Genomic DNA, 17,535 nt, shown 5'->3' on the forward strand with positions numbered 1-17,535 from the left:
ATATAGCATTGACGAATTTTTTCAAAACAAAAAATGATTTATATCAATACGCCAATGACCATAATGTTTAAATGGTTATTGTCAACTTTACCCATGCAGATAATCCTTTTAAAATAATTAAGGATATTATCAATATCAAAAAAGCCATTCCAACAGTTAAAGTATTTGTGTACACCGGAGAGAAAAACTCAATATTAATCAAGCTATTATTTGATATAGGTGTCAATGCAATAGTTTCACGCAATGAGTCAGCGTCTCAGCTAGCTGATTTTGTTCATGACGCGATGCAAGGTGAATTTGTCTACAGTCATCTTTACATTGTTAGTCTCATTAGGGATAACTTAAAGATGCTGACAGATCGTGAGTTAGATGTTTTGATAGAACTCTATAATGGATTAAGTTTGACCTTAATATCTAAAATGTTCCATAAAAGTATCAAAACAATCAGTAATAACAAACGCAGTGCAATGAAAAAATTAGGGGTAAGTGGTGCACTTGAGTTGGCATTCATATAATAATTATTAGCATCGACAAACTAAATAAAGTTAAATTTCTAAAATTTTTTTTAATTAATCTTCGACATAAAGTCTATTCTTATACTGTGGTAATACGAATTGCTCATGTATTTATTTTAAATTTTTAGCGATAAATCTGAATTATTACTTCGGAATAATCTGAAATGGCTAACCGTCATTAACCATTTTAGAGGGCGGGTTGCAAATAATCAGGCGAGGTAATTTTACGCAGAGGGAAACACCCAATTTTGCTGCGGCTTTGGTAAAACTACGTTCTCTGGCAACCATTAGAAATGAAAATAAATCGTTAAAATTCTCTTTTAGCATCTTGGTTCCCGCAGGTTAGCACTCAAGTTTTCAAGTTTAGCTCAATTTATGAATTGAATTCATATACTCATGCACATTTCCCCCTCTAATACTCTGTATAAGCATTTGCTACCTTTTCTGTAATCGGCATTCACATTGCTGAATGTCTTGTGGTGGTAAACAACGGCGGACAGGAGCAAAGACAATGCAAAAGCGCACACTCGGTCGCAGTAACCTTGAAGTGTCAGCAATGGGCTTAGGTTGCATGGGAATGAGCTTCGGTTATGGCCCGGCAACCGATAAACAGGAAATGATTTCATTACTGCGCAAAGCCGTGGATCTTGGCGTGACATTCTTCGATACCGCAGAAGTCTATGGGCCATACACCAATGAAGAATTGTTGGGTGAGGCGCTGGGCCCTTTGCGCGATAAAGTGGTGATTGCCACCAAATTTGGTTTTCAGGCCGATCCTAATGGTGGGCCAAGATGGGTGGGTTTAAACAGCCGACCTGAACATATCAAAAAGGTCGCGGAGGCCTCTCTCAAGCGCCTGAAAACAGATGTTATCGATCTGTTTTATCAACATCGTGTCGATCCCAATGTGCCCATCGAAGATGTGGCTGGCGCAGTACAAGATTTAATTAAAGAAGGGAAAGTTAAGCACTTTGGTTTGTCTGAGGCGGGAGCGGCAACCATTCGTCGAGCCCATGCAGTTCAGCCAGTCACCGCGCTACAGAGTGAATATTCTTTGTGGTGGCGGAAACCGGAGCAGGAAATTATCCCTACACTAGAGGAGCTGGGGATTGGTTTGGTGCCCTATAGCCCGCTGGGTAAAGGTTATCTGACGGGTAAAATGACGGAATCAACCGAGTTTGCCAGTGATGATTTTCGTCGCACTTTGCCGCGTTTCACACCGGAGGCATTAAAGGCCAATCAGGGGCTGATTACGTTGATTCAGGATGTGGCACAGCAAAAAGGCGCGACACCGGCACAAATCGCGCTGGCCTGGTTATTGGCGAAAAAACCGTGGATTGTGCCGATCCCAGGGACACGTAAGTTAAATCGGCTGGAAGAGAATATTGGCGCTGCCAACCTGGAGTTGACTGCCGCGGATCTTCAGCAAATTGACAGTGCTGCTGCGAAAGTCACATTGGTCGGCGAGCGCTATCCTGAGGCGCTGGAAAAACTCACCGGACTTTGATCTGTCACCTGAACACTATCAGGAATAACGGTGAAATTGCTCGTAGCGTCTACAGTTATGTAGTCCATGTTAAGTCCGGCAGCTTTCGCCGGCGTGGATGGAAAAAGTCAGCGACGAGCAATATCAGAAATAACTTCGGAGGAAATATGGCTCAAGGTATTGAAAATAAAGTTGTGGTTATCGCTGGGGCCAGCAGCGGCCTGGGCGAGGCTTTGGCTCGTCGCCTGACAAAAGATGGCGCAAAAGTGGTGCTGGGTGCGCGCCGCATTGAGCGGCTGGAAAAATTGGCCGACGATCTATCATTGAATAAAGCTGCCGTAGTCAAAACGGATGTGACGCATCCGGATCAAGTTCAGGCGCTGGTGGACACTGCGGTCAGGCTTTATGGCCGCATAGATGTGATGGTGAATAATGCCGGGCTAATGCCACATTCACTGTTGGAACGGCGCAAGATTGATGATTGGAATGCAATGATTGATGTGAATCTGAAAGGGGTTCTTTACGGCATCGCAGCAGTGCTTCCTTATATGAAAGAGCAGAAAAGTGGGCATATCATCAATACTTCCTCAGTGGCGGGCCATAAAGTGAGGCCGGGCAGTGCTGTGTATGCGGCGACCAAAACCGCTGTTCGCGTGATTTCCGAAGGGCTACGTCAGGAAGTGAAGCCGTACAATATTCGGACGACCATTATTTCTCCCGGTGCGGTGAGTAGTGAGTTGGTGGACAGCATCACTGAAGCTGATGTCGCGGCAGGTATTAAGCAATTTTATGACGAAGTTGCTATCTCCGCTGATGCATTCGCCAGTGTTGTGGCCTTTGCTATCGGCCAGCCGGAGGATGTGGATATTAACGAAGTGTTATTCCGCCCGACGAAACAAGAGCTTTGATAAATACTTCGCATCTCTTTTCAACGCTCATAATCCCGGAGATACACCATGACAATGAAAGTACTCGGTTATGCTGCTACATCAGCAAAAGTTCCGCTGGCCCCCTTTGAGTTTACCCGTCGCGCTCCTCGCCCAGATGATGTGGTGATGGAGGTGCTCTATTGCGGTGTTTGTCATTCTGACCTGCATCAGGCGCGTAATGACTGGGGATTCAGCACCTATCCTATTGTGCCCGGTCATGAAGTGGTGGGGCGCGTTACGGCGGTCGGCAAGGATGTCACGAAGTTTAAAGTGGGCGATTTTGCCGGTATTGGTTGCATGGTGGATTCCTGTCGCCACTGCAACCCGTGTCAGCAGGGATTAGAGCAATATTGTGAAGAAGGAAATGTGCAAACCTACAATGGTATTGACCGTCATGATCATCAGCCAACCTACGGCGGTTACTCGCAAGCTATTGTCGCATCACAAGATTTTGTATTGAAAATGCCCGCCGGTCTGGACTTGAAAGCTGCTGCGCCGCTGCTGTGTGCGGGTATTACCACCTGGTCACCACTGCGCCATTGGAAAGTCGGAAAGGGTAGCAAAGTGGCTGTTGTGGGGCTGGGTGGATTGGGCCATATGGCACTGAAATTGGCTAATGCGCTCGGCGCTGAAGTGACACTCTTTACCCGCTCCCCCAATAAAGAGGCGGATGCCCGCCGCTTAGGTGCGCATCACATTGTTTTATCTACCGATGATGCACAAATGGCCGCGGCCAAAGGGCAGTTTGATTTGATCATTGATACTGTGCCTTATGTGCATGATATCAATGCATACATGCCGACGCTGAATGTCGATGGTACATTAGTGTTTGTCGGTTTCCTCGGGGATATCAGCCCGATGGTGAGCACCTTACCGATGATTTTGGGGCGGCGTTCGGTAGCGGGTTCCTGCATCGGCGGTATTGCGGAAACCCAGGAAATGTTGGATTTCTGTGCTAAACACGGTATTGCTTCAGATATAGAAATGATTAATATTCAGGATATTAACCACGCCTACGAGCGTATGCTGAAAAGTGATGTGAAATACCGCTTTGTGATTGATATGGCGTCATTGAAGCCGTAAGAAGCTAAAATTGACCGGGTGAATACCCGGTCATTCAGGTAAATCAATCAGCAATGCCCGCAGGACGGTTTCTGCTTTAATCACTAAATGCTGTTCTTCTTGTACAAAAGCCCCGTCACCGCAGGTCAAGCGCTGAGCTTCGCTCACTTGTGGGCCTTTCACTTCGACCGTCCCGTGAATAGATTGCAGATATGCCCTCGGACCGTGCAAATCAATTGTATATTGCTCACCGGCTGCTAAATCTAAATGATGAATCCACACTTGCTGGCGCAGCTTCAGGCTACCTTGCTCCCCATCGGGAGAGGCCAATAACCGCAATGACTGAGAGCATAAAGACATGCCCTGAGCGGGGTGGCTTTCTTGTTCCGGGCAAGCATTGAGCCATAACTGAATGCGGGTTAATGGCTTGTCTACACTCAAGTTATGCTCGCTATAGCTAACACCCGGTTGGGTAGAAAATAGCAAAACATCGCCGGTTTTGCCGCGCACATGGTTGCCCAGACTATCGCGATATTCGGCTTCACCTTGTAAAATCAGGTTGAGAATATCAACTCGTGGATAGGTTCGCGGCTGGAATGATGCCCCCGGCGCTAACACTTCCTGATTCAACACCCGCAGTGAAGCATAGCCGAGTAATTTCGGGTCAAAATAGTGGCCGAATGAAAAGGTATAGCGCGCTTGAAGCCAACCAAAGTCAGCTTGCCCGCACTGTTTTGCTGTTCTGCATGTGATCATGATTGCTCCCATACCCGTCATCTTTCAAGTTGCAGATGTGTTGGCTGCATTCGCTTACCCGAATCACTTACAGGAGTAAGCTCATCGGGGTTATCTCGCTTGCCGCCTTCCTGCACCTGGAAATCTATAGGGTATAATTTTTCGACATTAATCTGTAAACAAATGGTAAGCGTCTGGACGGCAGATTGTTAGCCAGTTAATCTGGTCGCTATATTCAAATTTCCTGATTGAGAAAATGATGGCCAAAGATCGGGCGCTAACGTTAGAAGCATTGAGAGTGATGGATGCCATTGATCGCCGTGGTAGTTTTGCCGCCGCAGCCGATGAATTGGGGCGAGTACCCTCTGCGCTGAGCTACACCATGCAGAAGCTTGAAGAAGAGCTTGATGTGGTGCTGTTCGACCGTTCAGGGCACCGCACCAAGTTTACCAATGTCGGGCGCATGCTACTGGATCGCGGGCGAGTATTGCTGGAAGCGGCAGATAAGCTGACGACCGATGCCGAAGCATTGGCACGCGGCTGGGAAACCCATATCACCATCGTCAGCGAGGCATTGTCTCCGGCGTGGAAACTGTTCCCGCTTATCGACAAACTGGCACTCAAAGCCAACACTCAGGTTTCTATTTTTACCGAGGTATTAGCCGGAGCATGGGAACGGCTGGAGCAGGGGCGGGCTGATATTGTTATCGCGCCGGATATGCATTTTCGCGCATCCTCGGAGATTAACAGCCGCAAGCTGTACAAAGTGACCAGCGTTTATGTGGCCAGCCCGGATCACCCTATTCATTTGGAACCGGAGCCGCTCTCAGAGCTAACTCGGGTGAAATATCGTGCCGTTGCCGTGGCAGATACCGCCCGCGAGCGGCCGGTTATCACTGTGCAATTGTTGGATAAACAGCAACGGCTGACGGTCAGCACCATTGAAGATAAACGGCGGGCACTATTAGCTGGCTTAGGGGTGGCGACCATGCCTTATGATATGGTGGAAAAAGATATCGAAGCCGGGCGCTTGCGGGTTGTCGGGCCGGAATACAGCCGTGAGGCGGATATCATTATGGCATGGCGGCGCGACAGTATGGGCGAGGCTAAGTCGTGGTGTTTGCGCGAGATCCCTAGGCTGTTTGCTAATAAATAAACGGCTACTGCGCGTGTGTATTTTGGGCTTGGGCTGTGCTCGCCATCCTCACGTACTCGGTTTTATAAAGTCAAGTGTACGTTCCGGTGGTTGTGCGCAGGCCGCACCCAAACTACTTTCGCTCGCAACGCTTTCGCAAAGTTAACAGCTACCGCGTGTTAACCTGTTAACTAAGCGAAACGCGTATCTCGTCCATGTGGCTCCAGCAGGTTTTGCTGTGGGCCGATGGAGATAATTCCGTAAGGATTTATGGTGCCGTGGCTGCGGTAATAGTGATGGCGGATATGGTCAAAATCCACTGTTTCGGCAATACCCGGCATCTGATAAATATCGCGTAAAAAGCCGTATAAGTTGAGATAATCGCTAATACGGCGCTTATCGCACTTGAAATGCGTGACATACACCGGGTCAAAACGTACCAATGTGGTCCATAAGCGTAAATCTGCTTCCGTCAGCTGGTTACCGGTCAAATAGCGGTGTTTCCCCAGAATGTGTTCCAGCTTATCCAATGCATCAAACAAGGTGCTGACGGCTTCATCATAGGCTTGTTGTGTGGTGGCAAAGCCCGCTTTATACACGCCATTATTGACCTGATCGTAAATCCACTCATTGATATCGTCAATCTTGCCGTGTAATGCGGGAGGGTAATAATCGCCCGCTTTCGCGCCAACCCCATCAAAAGCACTATTGAACATATGAATGATATCGGCTGACTCATTGCTAACAACAGTTTGTTGCTGCTTATCCCATAACACCGGGACGGTCACGCGCCCGCTATAATGGGGATCGGCACGGAGATAGAGTTGATAAAGATAATCGAGATGATAAAGCTTATCGCCAGTGGTGGCAGGGAAATCATGACCGAACGTCCAGCCGTTTTCCAGCATCAGCGGATGCACCACAGAAACTGAAATCACTGATTCCAGACCTTTCAAGGTGCGCATCAGCAAGGTACGGTGCGCCCACGGGCAGGCGAGAGAAACATACAAATGGTAACGATGTGCTTCGGCTTTAAAGCCAGCCTTACCCTGCGGGCCAGCTTGACCATCAGTCGTCACCCAATTGCGGAACTGTGAGTTACTGCGTTTGAAATGGCCCCCGCTAGATTTGGTGTCATACCAAACGTCTTGCCAGATACCCTCTACAAGCTGTCCCATTTTATGTTCCTCTATAAAAAATACGCCCTATCTAATGATAGGGCGTTATTCATTAAAATCGCATATTCATTTCCGCGACTGCGCTTACCACTTCTTACCCAACAGGCGGTCGATACTGAAACCACCTGGGCCAGCTACAGCCAGTACGATGAAACCGCCAGCGATGGTCAGGTTTTTCATAAACATCAGTTGGTTAACGCCTTCCGCAAAGTTAGTGTGGAAGATCAATGCAGTCAAAATAGTGAAACCGGCAGTAAACAGTGCAGTGGTGCGGGTCAGGAAACCAAACAGAATGGCCAGACCACCACCAAACTCCAACAGAATCGTCAGTGGCAGGAAGAAACCAGGGACGCCCATTGCTTGCATATATTGCTGAGTACCGGCATAGGCATCACCCATTTTGCCGTAACCGGCCACAATAAACAGAATTGGCATCAGAATGCGTGCTACCAACAGGCCAGTATTTTGTAATTTGTTCATCGACGACTTCTCCAAAAGTGTTTTGTATTAATGCCTGGCATCTGCTGGCGTTAATTTTTATACCCGTCATACTTCAAGCTGCATGTGTGTTGGCTGCTTTCGTTCACCCGAATCACTTACCTGAGTAAGCTCATCGGGATTCACTCAGTTGCCGCCTTCCTACAACTTGAATTATTTAGGGTATATATGATTGTTTGCCGGTGTATTTATGCAAACGCCCTGAGTTGATGAGAGAATGTTAGTGGAGAAGTTGATAAGTTGTTAGCAAGTAAAACTGTCGGTTTTTATCAAAAAAACTGAAGAGGTAGAAAATAAAAGCCGAAAAATAACCGACTTAGAGGCAGTGATCGGGGAAAGTAAGTAACAACTGATGAGAGGATAGAGAATGCCGCAAAGAGAGTTTGCGGCGGGTTAGCGTAAGAAAAAAGTATTGCGGAACAATTGGACAGTACCCCATGCACTGACAGCTCTGCGCGACCAGCGGATAAATTTGCTGGGGTGGCGGATACCGTAAAGTGCGACCAGACTTGACCCCACCATCAGATATTTCCGCATACTGACGATTTTTACCCAGCCCCGGTCATAAGGTGCAGTGACTTCAATCCAATGCGCAGCGCTGTTAGCGAGATCCAGACGTTGCTGCTGGATCTCCCGTAACAATGCGGCCTTTTCCTGTGCTAATTGACGTCGGCTCAACGCTCTTTCTCCAATAATTCGCGGTCCGTTTCCAGTTGCTTACGGGTTGAACCCAGCAGTGTGGAGCGGCGCGCTTTGGTGAGTGTCCAGATAACACCGATGATTGCCAGCGCTAATAGCACGGCGGTTGTCGACCCCAGCGCAACTAAACGATAAGCAGGATCAATCGCCCATATCACTAACACCAGCAGACTCATCAAACCGAAAGCGGTCAATAGCAGAGTAATCCCCGCCATCATCAACAACTGAATCAGTGTTGCCTTTTCTTCTTCCAGTTCAATCGCCGCTAGCCGGACACGGGTTTCAACCATACCTACCACAATAGTGGCGATGCGGTGGACAGTATCGAGGACCCCTTTTCCGGGGCCCTGAGTTTTAGGGAGTTCAGCCATAATCAGCGGCGAGACAACAGCACGCCTAACACCACGCCGACAGCAGCACCGATGCCTACGCCAGCCCAAGGGTTGTCATGGACATAGTTATCAGCTTTATCAGCAATTTCTTTGGTTTGGGCTGCAATTTTATCGCCAGTTTCGCTTAGGCGCTCACGTGTATCTTTCAACGCGCTTTCCGCTTTAGCCCGCAGCTTATCTAACTCAGCTTTTGGCTTATCGGTCGAAGATTGCAGCACTTCTTCCAAAGTATCTGCAAGTGACTTAAGTTCAGCGCGCAAATGTTCAGAGGTTTTATCTTGTGGCATGTAATAGCTCCTTAACATAACTGAGGTGAATATCTAATCTAGTGAATTTGTTGGAAAGTTGATAGGTTAATAATCCTAATAATTCACTGTGTTTGTATTTAAACCCGGAGTCGCTATTTCTGTGCCTGAGCGTGCTTTAACTCAGCTTGCGCCTCCGCTAACTTCTTCTGTTTATTGGCAATTTTCCCAGCATCACCTTTTTGCTGAGCCTCTTTGAGTTCTTGCTTACGTTCAGCGACTTTGTGCTGCTTTTCTTTAATTTTTTTCTGCCGTTCAGCTTTTAGACTCTCAACAGTACAATTATTTTTAACTTCTTTCAGCGCTGTTTCAAGACCTGCGGCGCGGCGAGTATTGCCATGCTGTTTGGCATAATCAATCTGCTGTTGGATCTCTTTGGCTTTGGTGTCGCATTCATTAGTTTGGGCGACGCTGTGAAATGCAATCATCGGTAATACCAACAAGAGAAAAACCCGTAGTGAAAAAACGGGACCTAACAGCACAGTACGTAACAACATGGTATTGCTTCCTTTTACAGCAAGAATCGGGGGTAAAATAGGTTGCCGTGAATGACTAAGCATAGCGCTGAATGATGCGATACCCAAGTTTACTACGGAATTTTTATAGATTAATCATGAATCAGCGGAATAAATAGGGAATAACGATGAGCTGGTGACGGGGAGATAACTCCCCGTAGTGCAGATTACCCTACGTTTTGTAGGTTATTTCTGAAGGCAGGCAATAAACGCTGACGTTTCTTTGATTCACTGGTCACAATGACATAACCGCTGGGCAGGATATCCTGCAAAACTTCGATAGCTTCTTGTTGCTGTTCTGGCGACTCAAGGCTCACCACCAGGCTGTCATTCTCCGGAGTGATGCTTTTAATGCGAATCCCCCGCTGATCTAAGTGTTGATACAGATAAAAGCCATCGGGTAACGACAGCCCTTGCTGGTTAGGCCGAATTTTCAAGGCACTTTCTGTGCGCAAAATCATGGGCGTAAACAACAATGCTGCTAATAATAACACTGCCACGGGCAGGACAAGATAGAGCCAAACCGGGCGGCTAAAACGGCCCCTAAGGGTAATCACTCTGGCTTACCTTTGTCATTGCTATTATTGGCGGGAGGAGCACTTTTCTTGCGCCAAAGCACATATAAAGAACCAAATAAGCCAATCACCAAGAGTGCCAGAGGCAACAACATCAGGAAGAACATGACTTCATCTTCGTATTTCAGGAATACCGGTGTTTTGCCAAAAGCAAAGCCCATGGTGGTTAGGATAAGCACCCACAGCAACCCACTCATCCAGTTAAAGAATTGAAAGCGGGTATTGCTCAGGCCGGAAAGGCCCGCAATTGTTGGCAATAAGGTGCGCACGAATGCCAGGAAACGCCCGACCAATAGTGCGGATAAGCCATGGCGGTGGAACAGGTTATGTGCGCGCTGATGGTAATGGGCGGGTAGGTGGGATAGCCACCCTTGCACCACTTTTGTATTCCCCAGCCATCGGCCCTGAATATAACTGACCCAGCAACCCAAGCTGGCTGCGGTGGTCAATACCACAATGGTCACCGGGAAACTCATGGCCCCTTTTGCAATCAAGACGCCCACCAGAATCAGCAAGCTATCGCCCGGTAAAAAGGCGGCTGGAAGTAAGCCATTTTCCAGAAAAAGTATCACAAATAGCAGGATGTAGATGGCCCAGACCAAAGATGGGTTCGCCAATGTCTCGTAGTCTTGTGCCCATAAAGCATGTAAAAGTTCTTTAATGATATCCATCTGGTATTCCTAAAACGTCATTGTTTGTTGTATGCATCGTTATGGATATAAACACGATCATAAAAATATCTGATGGCTTTTCGTGTTTTAGCGATGGTTTTGATAAATGAACCAGAGCAAACCAATTCGCTGATATCTAAAGATAAATTGACTTCTTATTTTGATGCCCACGTATTACGACAACAGAGAAAGCATCACGCCATAAGGTGGTAGGTAAGCATCCCGCTATATTGAATATTACTCTCTTTCCAGCCACCCACACGATTTTGCTGTGTCGATGCATAGAATATCCAATTGGAATAGTTCAGTAGGGGCAGTGATTGCCGCAGTTGTTTATAGATATCATCCGCCCGGCTAGTGCGAGATATAGCCAGATGTGTGCCATGCAAAATGTTATTGGCGAATGAAGGATTAACAGAGCCGGTAAGTTTAGCCGCACCCAACCGATTTTTTATGGCGGTTTTTTTAGCGGGCATACCCATCAGACGCAATTGAGAGTAAAAGGCTTTCTTTTGCAGGTGCAGGTATGACGAAAATACATTTACGGATGAGGAGGTGCCGCTGACGGAGGGACAGTCAAGCGCGGGTAACACTATACCTGGTGAGGGATGCGTGGACGATAGCAGGCTGCCGGAAGCCGAACCGACCCAGCCAGCCACTGCAATAAACAGAGCAAACAACCAGCGCATATATTTGCGTTTCGCTCCCCAAGCATCCGAATAAAAAAGTGCTGTCACTTTAGCAAAATAGCGGGATATGAAACAGGGAAATATGGATGCTAATTGAGTGCGATTTAAGCAATAGTTAAAAAACAGGCCTAATACTGACATTTGCTGACAGAACTCGACATTTACTGACTACAATGCAGCAAGAAGAGTGCCCCTCGTACTTGAAGTTGGCAGTATCTGTTCGTCGGCCCATCCTTGGGCATTGCCGCTATCAGCCATGGTCAAATCGACTTTTGGCGAACTTATCACTCTAATAACTTATTTAAGTGATTCGCTTGCTTGCGGCTTATCTGTAACGCTCAAACCAAGCTCTTTGGGGATATCGAGATGAACAACCGGGTTTTCGGTGAATAAGTAGCGGTCTACATTAAACTCGAAATCATCCGTCGTGGCCCGGAACAGCATTTGTTTGGTATTTTCCAAATGTTGCCACATGGCGAGCTTACTGGCGTAAGGATCTTTGCGCATCAGGGCCTCGAGGATCCGGTCGTGATCTTCGCACCAACTCTCGATCGACTTATCATCAATATGCTCGTGCAGTTTGATCCAGTAAGGGTTATGTACCCGTTGGCTCCACATTTTTTCGACAATGGTTGCCATAGCGGTGTTCTGCGTCGCCAGCGCCACTTGCACATGGAATTTCAAATCCCATTGCGAGTCACGAAAACGATCTTCTTGCCGCGCATGTTTTTGGATCTCGATTAATTGCACGATATCCTGACGAGTCACTTGTGTGGCCGCAAATTCAGCAATGTTACTTTCGATCAATTGACGCGCCTGTAACAGCTCAAAAGGGCCTGCGGTGGCAAATTCAATACCCTGGTTCGGCATGACCAAGTGCTTTTGCTGATTCGACATCACATGGATGCCGGAGCCTTTGCGCACTTCTACATAGCCCTCCACTTCCAACATGATAATCGCTTCACGGACCACAGTTCGGCTGACATTCATTTCTTCGGAAATGTAGCGTTCTGCGGGCAATTTATCGCCCACCTGATAAACACCGGCTTCGATGCGCTGCTTTAACTCTGCGGCTAACTGCTGGTACAACCGTCTGGTTTCTGTGAATTCCATGATTAAGGCTCTTGGGATCTAGGATCAATTGAGGCAGCAAATTTTGCGGCTCATTTTGTCTGGAAGGCATGATATCCCGTAGGAGATACAATTGGACTTGTTATACCACTTATCCCTATTGGGTTCTAGTTATTGCTATCACAGTTATGATGGAAAATGTGCAGAAAAGGAGGGCGGGTCGGGGAGAAAAAGCCCGGCAAATATCGCCGGGCTGGTGGTGTCTGGAGCTTAAAATCTTGGATTAGTTCTGTCCGGCTGGCGTTTGTTGTACCGGATCGATAGCGGGTTCGACAGCCGAGCGGTTTTGCAGCACCGTCCAGATAACCACGACTGCCAACACGTCAAATACGGCGAGTGCGGCAAACAGTGGGCTGAAGCCCATAGTATCAGCCAAAGCACCCACCACCAGGGCAAACATGGTACTGGCAGTCCAGGCTGCCATCCCCGTCAAGCCGTTGGCGGTGGCCACTTCGTTACGCCCGAAGACATCCGAAGATAGCGTAATCAGCGCGCCAGACAGTGATTGGTGAGCAAATCCCCCGACACACAGCAGGGCGATAGCCGCGTAAGGGCTGGTGAACAGGCCAATCATCCCCGGCCCAATCATTAACAAACCGCCCATTGTGACCACTAACTTACGGGAAACAATCAGGTTAACTTTGAGGTATTTCTGGAACAATGGGGGCAGATAGCCCCCCAGAATGCAGCCCAGGTCGGCAAACAGCATTGGCATCCAGGCAAACATGGCGATTTCTTTCAAGTTAAAGCCGTAAGCTTTAAACATGAACAGTGGGATCCACGCGTTGAATGTGCCCCAAGCGGGTTCTGCCAAGAAACGTGGGATTGCAATCCCCCAGAACTGGCGATTACGGATAATCTGCATTGCAGACATCTTTTTGGAGTTAGCAGTAGAGTGCTGCGCTTCTTGGCCACTCAAGATGTACTCACGCTCTTCATCAGACAGTTTTTTCTGATCTTTCGGGTGTTTGTACAGGATTAACCAAGCAATGGCCCAAATCAGGCTAAGCACACCGGTAATGATAAATGCCATCTGCCAGCTGTGCATCACGATAGCCCACACCACTAATGGTGGTGCAATCATGCCGCCGATAGAAGAACCTACGTTGAAGTAACCCACGGCAATGGAACGTTCTTTTGCGGGGAACCACTCACTGGTTGCTTTCAAACCCGCAGGGATCATCGCGGCTTCTGCTGCACCCACAGCACCACGAGCGATCGCTAAACCACCCCAGCTGCTGGCTAATGCGGTACTCATACAGAATATGGCCCACATGACGGCAAACATGGCATAACCGACTTTCGTCCCCATCACATCCAGAATATAACCGGCAACCGGCTGCATCAGGGTGTAAGCGGCTGAATAAGCGGCGATAATATAAGAATATTGCTGTGTCGTGATATGTAACTGCTCTTGCAACGTTGGTGCGGCAACGGCAATAGCGTTACGTGTTAGGTAACCTAATATAGTGCCAACGGTAACCAAAGCGATCATGTACCAGCGTAAGCCTTTAATTTTACGCATCATTTGTAACTTTCTCCCAGTATTAGATTACTGCCATGAAACGCCGCCTGTCGTGACGTTTCATGGCGCAATGTGGCCCAATCCGACATTGCAGTGCATGCGGTGGTGCCTGGTCTTTCTTATTCATGAGTTGAGGCTGGCGTGCTGGCGGTCGCTTCAACTATTTTAGGTTTCCCTTCCTATTCGAGGCCGCAGTGCTGGTACGGCGCTCATTTTTTGTATACCTATACCCATTTGAGTCAAATCAATGCATTTACTTGAACATGGCTAATGAGATGACTGATGGCGACGCAACAATAACTTGTCATACAGATTTAAAAGTTGAGTGATATCACAAAAACCACTTTTCAATTAGGGAATAATAGAACCCAGCAGACTTAGTGCCGAAAGGGACTAAATAGACTATAAATGTTGAGTATTTGTTCTTTTTGTTAGGTTTTTGCGATCTTTATCTATAAAAAATGCTGGACGATAGATGAAATTGGTGTGATAACTTCGCGATAACAGAAAGCAGAACTCTAAGATGTTTCAAGTGAGGAACCTAATATGTCGCAGTTTTTGACCGAAGACTTTTTGCTCGACACTGAATTTGCCCGCCGTCTGTATCATGACTACGCAAAAGATCAGCCGATATATGATTATCACTGTCATTTACCCCCAGAACAGATCGCAGAAAACACCCGCTTTAAGAATATGTATGACATCTGGTTGAAAGGTGACCACTACAAATGGCGAGCTATGCGCACTAATGGTGTCGCGGAGCGTTTCTGTACCGGTGATGCCAGCGACCGTGAGAAGTTTGATGCTTGGGCTGCAACGGTTCCTCATACTATTGGTAACCCTTTGTATCACTGGACGCATCTTGAATTACGCCGTCCATTTGGTATTACAGGTAAGTTATTGTCCCCTGCTACATCAGACGAAATCTGGCAGCGCGGTAACGAATTACTGGCTCAGGACAGCTTCTCTGCACGCGGTATCATGCAACAGATGAATGTTAAAATGGTCGGTACTACTGATGACCCGATTGATGACTTGCGCCACCATAAAGCTATTGCGGCTGACGGCAGCTTCAATATCAAAGTGTTACCAAGCTGGCGTCCAGACAAAGCTTTCAATATTGAAGCCGCAGGTTTCAACGATTATATGCAACGCCTGGAAGCTGTCGCTGACACTTCGATTAACCGCTTTGCCGATTTGTGTTCCGCGCTGAACAAACGTATGGATCATTTTGCCGCCCACGGTTGTAAAGTTTCTGACCACGCGCTGGATGTGGTGGTTTACGGTGAAGCCGATGAAGCGACTTTAGACGGCATTCTCGCCCGTCGTTTGGCCGGTAATCAGCCAGGCACCGAAGAAATTGCTCAGTTTAAAACCGCGGTCTTATTATTCCTGTCTGGCGAGTATCATCGTCGTGAATGGGTGCAGCAGTATCACATCGGCGCATTGCGTAATAACAACAGCCGCATGTTCAATCTGGTCGGGCCGGATATCGGCTTTGACTCCATCAATGACCAACCCTTAGCGCAGCCTTTATCTCGCTTATTGGATGCACAGGGCCTGCGTAATACGCTGCCAAAAACCATCCTTTACTGCTTGAATCCACGGGATAACGAAGTGATCGGCACCATGGTAGGCAACTTCCAGGGCGAGGGTACTGCCGGGAAAATGCAGTTTGGTTCTGGCTGGTGGTTCAATGACCAAAAAGATGGCATGCAACGCCAAATGACCCAATTGGCCCAGCTTGGTTTGTTAAGCCGCTTTGTTGGGATGCTAACTGATAGCCGCAGCTTCCTGTCTTATACCCGCCATGAATACTTCCGTCGCATTCTGTGCCAGATGATTGGGCGCTGGGTCGAAGAGGGTGAGGCTCCGGCAGATATTGAGCTGCTGGGTTCCATGGTGAAAAACATCTGCTTTGATAACGCCAGGCAATATTTCGCCATCGAGCTGTAATCACCAAACTGTTTTAGTGATGAATATCCGATAACAATCACGGGGCTGAATGCCTGCCCCGTTGTATGCCCTATGAGGTGAATCCTGATGCAAACTTTGAACCGTCGTGACTTTCCTGGCCGTAGCCACCCTGACAAAATCATTCAATTCGGTGAAGGTAACTTCCTGCGAGCCTTTGTTGACTGGCAGATTGATTTACTGAATGAGCACACCGATCTGAATGCCGGGATCGTGGTGATCCGCCCGATCGACACCGATTTTCCTCCTTCACTCAGCACGCAGGATGGTTTGTACACTGCGGTGATCCGCGGTCTGAACGAGCAAGGCGAAACGGTGCGTGAATCCCGTCTGATCCGCTCGGTTAACCGCGAAATCAATATTTATCGTCAGTTTGATGAATATCTGGCGCTAGCCCGTGACCCTAATATCCGCTTTATGTTTTCGAATACCACTGAAGCCGGCATTGCCTGGAACGAAGCGGATCAATTCAGCGATGCGCCGCCAAGCTCTTTCCCCGCGAAATTGACGCGTTTGTTATTCGAACGTTTTGAGCATTTTGCGGGTGCAGCGGATAAAGGCTGGGTGCTACTGCCTTGCGAACTGATTGATTATAATGGTGAAGCTCTACGTGAGTTGGTGCTGCGCTATGCCAGCCATTGGCAATTACCAGCAGCATTTACTCAATGGTTGACGGAAAACAACACTTTCTGCTCAACATTGGTTGACCGCATTGTGACCGGTTATCCGCGCGATGAAGTGGCTGCACTGCAAGCAGAACTGAACTATCAGGACAGCTTCCTGGACACGGCTGAATACTTCTATCTGTTTGTTATCCAAGGGCCAAAAGAACTGGCGCAGGAACTTCGCCTTGATAAATTAGATCTGAATGTTCTTATCGTTGATGACATCAAGCCCTATAAAGAACGCAAAGTGGCGATTCTGAACGGCGCGCACACTGCACTGGTGCCGGTCGCTTATCTGTCTGGGTTGGATACTGTCGGCCAAACCATGGATGACGCGCAAATCAGCCATTTTGTCGAAAAAACGATGACTGAAGAGATTGTTCCAGTACTGGATTTACCGAAAGATGAGTTGCTGTCATTCTCTCAGGCGGTACTGAGCCGCTTCCGCAACCCGTTCATTCAGCATCAATTATTGTCTATTGCCTTGAATGGCATGACAAAATTCCGTACCCGTATTTTGCCTCAATTGCTGACTTATCAACAACAGCAAGGCAAATTGCCGCCGCGCCTGACCTTTGCTCTGGCCGCTTTGATCGCCTTTTACCGTGGTGAACGCGATGGTCAAACTTATCCACTACAGGATGATGCTCACTGGCTGGAACGTTATTCCACCCTGTGGAATGGGGTCAAAAACGGCGATATCGCGCTGGCAGAGTTAGTTAACGGCGTGTTGTCTGATGCTACCCACTGGGGTCAGGATCTGACGGCTGTCCCACAGCTGGCAAAGCAGGTGACAGAACAACTGCAAACCATTATTGACAGTGGTATGAGAGTTGCTGTCACGGCTTATATCTAA

General features: G+C 47.8%; 19 protein-coding genes and 1 pseudogene. 7 read left to right on the forward strand and 13 right to left on the reverse strand.

What is annotated here, in order from left to right:
- The first annotated feature begins 71 nt into the window (after positions 1-71).
- The gene (locus FTA91_RS17595) at positions 72-515 is read left to right on the forward strand and encodes a helix-turn-helix transcriptional regulator (protein WP_050112221.1); all 444 of its coding nucleotides are present in this window, start codon (positions 72-74) and stop codon (positions 513-515) included.
- Between the two features lie 234 nt (positions 516-749).
- On the opposite strand, the pseudogene FTA91_RS17600 reads toward FTA91_RS17595, so the two are convergent.
- A pseudogene (locus FTA91_RS17600) lies at positions 750-842 on the reverse strand (LysR family transcriptional regulator); the annotation flags it as partial.
- 184 nt (positions 843-1,026) lie between these two features.
- Between FTA91_RS17600 and FTA91_RS17605 the strand changes: the two are divergent.
- The 3 genes from FTA91_RS17605 to FTA91_RS17615 all read left to right on the forward strand — a co-directional run bounded on the left by FTA91_RS17605 (position 1,027) and on the right by FTA91_RS17615 (position 4,013).
- Positions 1,027-2,022: an aldo/keto reductase gene (locus FTA91_RS17605; RefSeq protein ID WP_050112222.1), complete on the forward strand. Its 996-nt coding sequence runs from the start codon at positions 1,027-1,029 to the stop codon at positions 2,020-2,022.
- Positions 2,023-2,168: 146 nt separating this feature from the next.
- Positions 2,169-2,909 carry an SDR family oxidoreductase gene (locus FTA91_RS17610; protein ID WP_145583696.1) on the forward strand — a complete coding sequence of 247 codons (741 nt, stop codon included), beginning with the start codon at positions 2,169-2,171 and terminating at the stop codon, positions 2,907-2,909.
- A gap of 48 nt (positions 2,910-2,957) precedes the next feature.
- Positions 2,958-4,013: an NAD(P)-dependent alcohol dehydrogenase gene (locus tag FTA91_RS17615; protein WP_038638837.1), complete on the forward strand. Its 1,056-nt coding sequence runs from the start codon at positions 2,958-2,960 to the stop codon at positions 4,011-4,013.
- Positions 4,014-4,043: 30 nt separating this feature from the next.
- Here the strand turns inward: FTA91_RS17615 and FTA91_RS17620 are convergent, their stop codons facing one another.
- A complete protein-coding gene (locus FTA91_RS17620) occupies positions 4,044-4,748 on the reverse strand; it encodes a pirin family protein (protein WP_050112225.1) in 705 nt (234 codons plus the stop codon).
- 238 nt (positions 4,749-4,986) lie between these two features.
- Here FTA91_RS17620 and FTA91_RS17625 point away from each other — a divergent pair, with 238 nt between their 5' ends.
- Positions 4,987-5,883, forward strand: a complete 897-nt coding sequence (locus FTA91_RS17625; RefSeq protein WP_038638842.1) for a LysR family transcriptional regulator — start codon at positions 4,987-4,989, stop codon at positions 5,881-5,883.
- Between the two features lie 170 nt (positions 5,884-6,053).
- Here the strand turns inward: FTA91_RS17625 and FTA91_RS17630 are convergent, their stop codons facing one another.
- The 11 genes from FTA91_RS17630 to FTA91_RS17680 all read right to left on the reverse strand — a co-directional run bounded on the left by FTA91_RS17630 (position 6,054) and on the right by FTA91_RS17680 (position 14,043).
- On the reverse strand, positions 6,054-7,040 hold the full coding sequence (locus FTA91_RS17630) for a glutathione S-transferase family protein (RefSeq protein WP_145583698.1): 987 nt from the start codon (positions 7,038-7,040) through the stop codon (positions 6,054-6,056).
- 84 nt (positions 7,041-7,124) lie between these two features.
- Entirely contained in the window at positions 7,125-7,520 is a 396-nt protein-coding gene (locus tag FTA91_RS17635) for a DoxX family protein (RefSeq protein ID WP_050112227.1), read from the reverse strand.
- A 411-nt stretch (positions 7,521-7,931) separates the two neighbouring features.
- Positions 7,932-8,216: a YqjK-like family protein gene (locus FTA91_RS17640; RefSeq protein ID WP_050112228.1), complete on the reverse strand. Its 285-nt coding sequence runs from the start codon at positions 8,214-8,216 to the stop codon at positions 7,932-7,934.
- Entirely contained in the window at positions 8,213-8,608 is a 396-nt protein-coding gene (locus FTA91_RS17645; protein WP_050112229.1) for a phage holin family protein, read from the reverse strand. Before FTA91_RS17645 ends, FTA91_RS17640 begins: the two co-directional genes overlap by 4 nt.
- A 2-nt stretch (positions 8,609-8,610) precedes the next feature.
- The gene (locus FTA91_RS17650; RefSeq protein ID WP_004391984.1) at positions 8,611-8,916 is read right to left on the reverse strand and encodes an ElaB/YgaM/YqjD family protein; all 306 of its coding nucleotides are present in this window, start codon (positions 8,914-8,916) and stop codon (positions 8,611-8,613) included.
- 113 nt (positions 8,917-9,029) lie between these two features.
- Positions 9,030-9,431 (reverse strand): DUF1090 domain-containing protein, encoded by a 402-nt coding sequence (locus FTA91_RS17655; protein ID WP_145534026.1) that lies wholly within the window; start codon positions 9,429-9,431, stop codon positions 9,030-9,032.
- Positions 9,432-9,616: 185 nt separating this feature from the next.
- The gene (gene mzrA, locus FTA91_RS17660; protein ID WP_050112231.1) at positions 9,617-10,006 is read right to left on the reverse strand and encodes an EnvZ/OmpR regulon moderator MzrA; all 390 of its coding nucleotides are present in this window, start codon (positions 10,004-10,006) and stop codon (positions 9,617-9,619) included.
- A complete protein-coding gene (locus FTA91_RS17665; protein ID WP_004391980.1) occupies positions 10,003-10,695 on the reverse strand; it encodes a DedA family protein in 693 nt (230 codons plus the stop codon). The genes mzrA and FTA91_RS17665 overlap by 4 nt, the downstream gene beginning before the upstream one ends.
- Positions 10,696-10,889: 194 nt before the next feature.
- The gene (locus tag FTA91_RS17670; RefSeq protein WP_050112232.1) at positions 10,890-11,384 is read right to left on the reverse strand and encodes a hypothetical protein; all 495 of its coding nucleotides are present in this window, start codon (positions 11,382-11,384) and stop codon (positions 10,890-10,892) included.
- A gap of 297 nt (positions 11,385-11,681) precedes the next feature.
- Positions 11,682-12,497: a transcriptional regulator ExuR gene (gene exuR, locus FTA91_RS17675; protein WP_038638851.1), complete on the reverse strand. Its 816-nt coding sequence runs from the start codon at positions 12,495-12,497 to the stop codon at positions 11,682-11,684.
- A gap of 241 nt (positions 12,498-12,738) precedes the next feature.
- Positions 12,739-14,043 carry an MFS transporter gene (locus FTA91_RS17680; RefSeq protein ID WP_072082394.1) on the reverse strand — a complete coding sequence of 435 codons (1,305 nt, stop codon included), beginning with the start codon at positions 14,041-14,043 and terminating at the stop codon, positions 12,739-12,741.
- Between the two features lie 543 nt (positions 14,044-14,586).
- Between FTA91_RS17680 and uxaC the strand changes: the two genes are divergently transcribed.
- Positions 14,587-15,996, forward strand: coding sequence for a glucuronate isomerase (uxaC, locus tag FTA91_RS17685; protein ID WP_145583700.1), 1,410 nt, complete (start codon positions 14,587-14,589; stop codon positions 15,994-15,996).
- An 87-nt stretch (positions 15,997-16,083) separates the two neighbouring features.
- Positions 16,084-17,535, forward strand: a complete 1,452-nt coding sequence (locus FTA91_RS17690) for a tagaturonate reductase (RefSeq protein ID WP_145583702.1) — start codon at positions 16,084-16,086, stop codon at positions 17,533-17,535.

It is taken from the genome of Yersinia thracica (genome assembly GCF_902170565.1).
Lineage (GTDB): Bacteria > Pseudomonadota > Gammaproteobacteria > Enterobacterales > Enterobacteriaceae > Yersinia > Yersinia thracica.

Excerpts from the sequence above, each read along its gene's own strand:
- FTA91_RS17595 (WP_050112221.1), top strand. The coding sequence starts at position 72 with ATGGTTATTGTCAACTTTACCCATGCAGATAATCCTTTTAAAATAATT.
- FTA91_RS17605 (WP_050112222.1), top strand. The coding sequence starts at position 1,027 with ATGCAAAAGCGCACACTCGGTCGCAGTAACCTTGAAGTGTCAGCAATG.
- FTA91_RS17610 (WP_145583696.1), top strand. The coding sequence starts at position 2,169 with ATGGCTCAAGGTATTGAAAATAAAGTTGTGGTTATCGCTGGGGCCAGC.
- FTA91_RS17615 (WP_038638837.1), top strand. The coding sequence starts at position 2,958 with ATGACAATGAAAGTACTCGGTTATGCTGCTACATCAGCAAAAGTTCCG.
- FTA91_RS17620 (WP_050112225.1), bottom strand. The coding sequence starts at position 4,748 with ATGATCACATGCAGAACAGCAAAACAGTGCGGGCAAGCTGACTTTGGT.
- FTA91_RS17625 (WP_038638842.1), top strand. The coding sequence starts at position 4,987 with ATGGCCAAAGATCGGGCGCTAACGTTAGAAGCATTGAGAGTGATGGAT.
- FTA91_RS17630 (WP_145583698.1), bottom strand. The coding sequence starts at position 7,040 with ATGGGACAGCTTGTAGAGGGTATCTGGCAAGACGTTTGGTATGACACC.
- FTA91_RS17635 (WP_050112227.1), bottom strand. The coding sequence starts at position 7,520 with ATGAACAAATTACAAAATACTGGCCTGTTGGTAGCACGCATTCTGATG.
- FTA91_RS17645 (WP_050112229.1), bottom strand. The coding sequence starts at position 8,608 with ATGGCTGAACTCCCTAAAACTCAGGGCCCCGGAAAAGGGGTCCTCGAT.
- FTA91_RS17650 (WP_004391984.1), bottom strand. The coding sequence starts at position 8,916 with ATGCCACAAGATAAAACCTCTGAACATTTGCGCGCTGAACTTAAGTCA.
- FTA91_RS17655 (WP_145534026.1), bottom strand. The coding sequence starts at position 9,431 with ATGTTGTTACGTACTGTGCTGTTAGGTCCCGTTTTTTCACTACGGGTT.
- FTA91_RS17665 (WP_004391980.1), bottom strand. The coding sequence starts at position 10,695 with ATGGATATCATTAAAGAACTTTTACATGCTTTATGGGCACAAGACTAC.
- FTA91_RS17670 (WP_050112232.1), bottom strand. The coding sequence starts at position 11,384 with ATGCGCTGGTTGTTTGCTCTGTTTATTGCAGTGGCTGGCTGGGTCGGT.
- exuR (WP_038638851.1), bottom strand. The coding sequence starts at position 12,497 with ATGGAATTCACAGAAACCAGACGGTTGTACCAGCAGTTAGCCGCAGAG.
- FTA91_RS17680 (WP_072082394.1), bottom strand. The coding sequence starts at position 14,043 with ATGATGCGTAAAATTAAAGGCTTACGCTGGTACATGATCGCTTTGGTT.
- uxaC (WP_145583700.1), top strand. The coding sequence starts at position 14,587 with ATGTCGCAGTTTTTGACCGAAGACTTTTTGCTCGACACTGAATTTGCC.
- FTA91_RS17690 (WP_145583702.1), top strand. The coding sequence starts at position 16,084 with ATGCAAACTTTGAACCGTCGTGACTTTCCTGGCCGTAGCCACCCTGAC.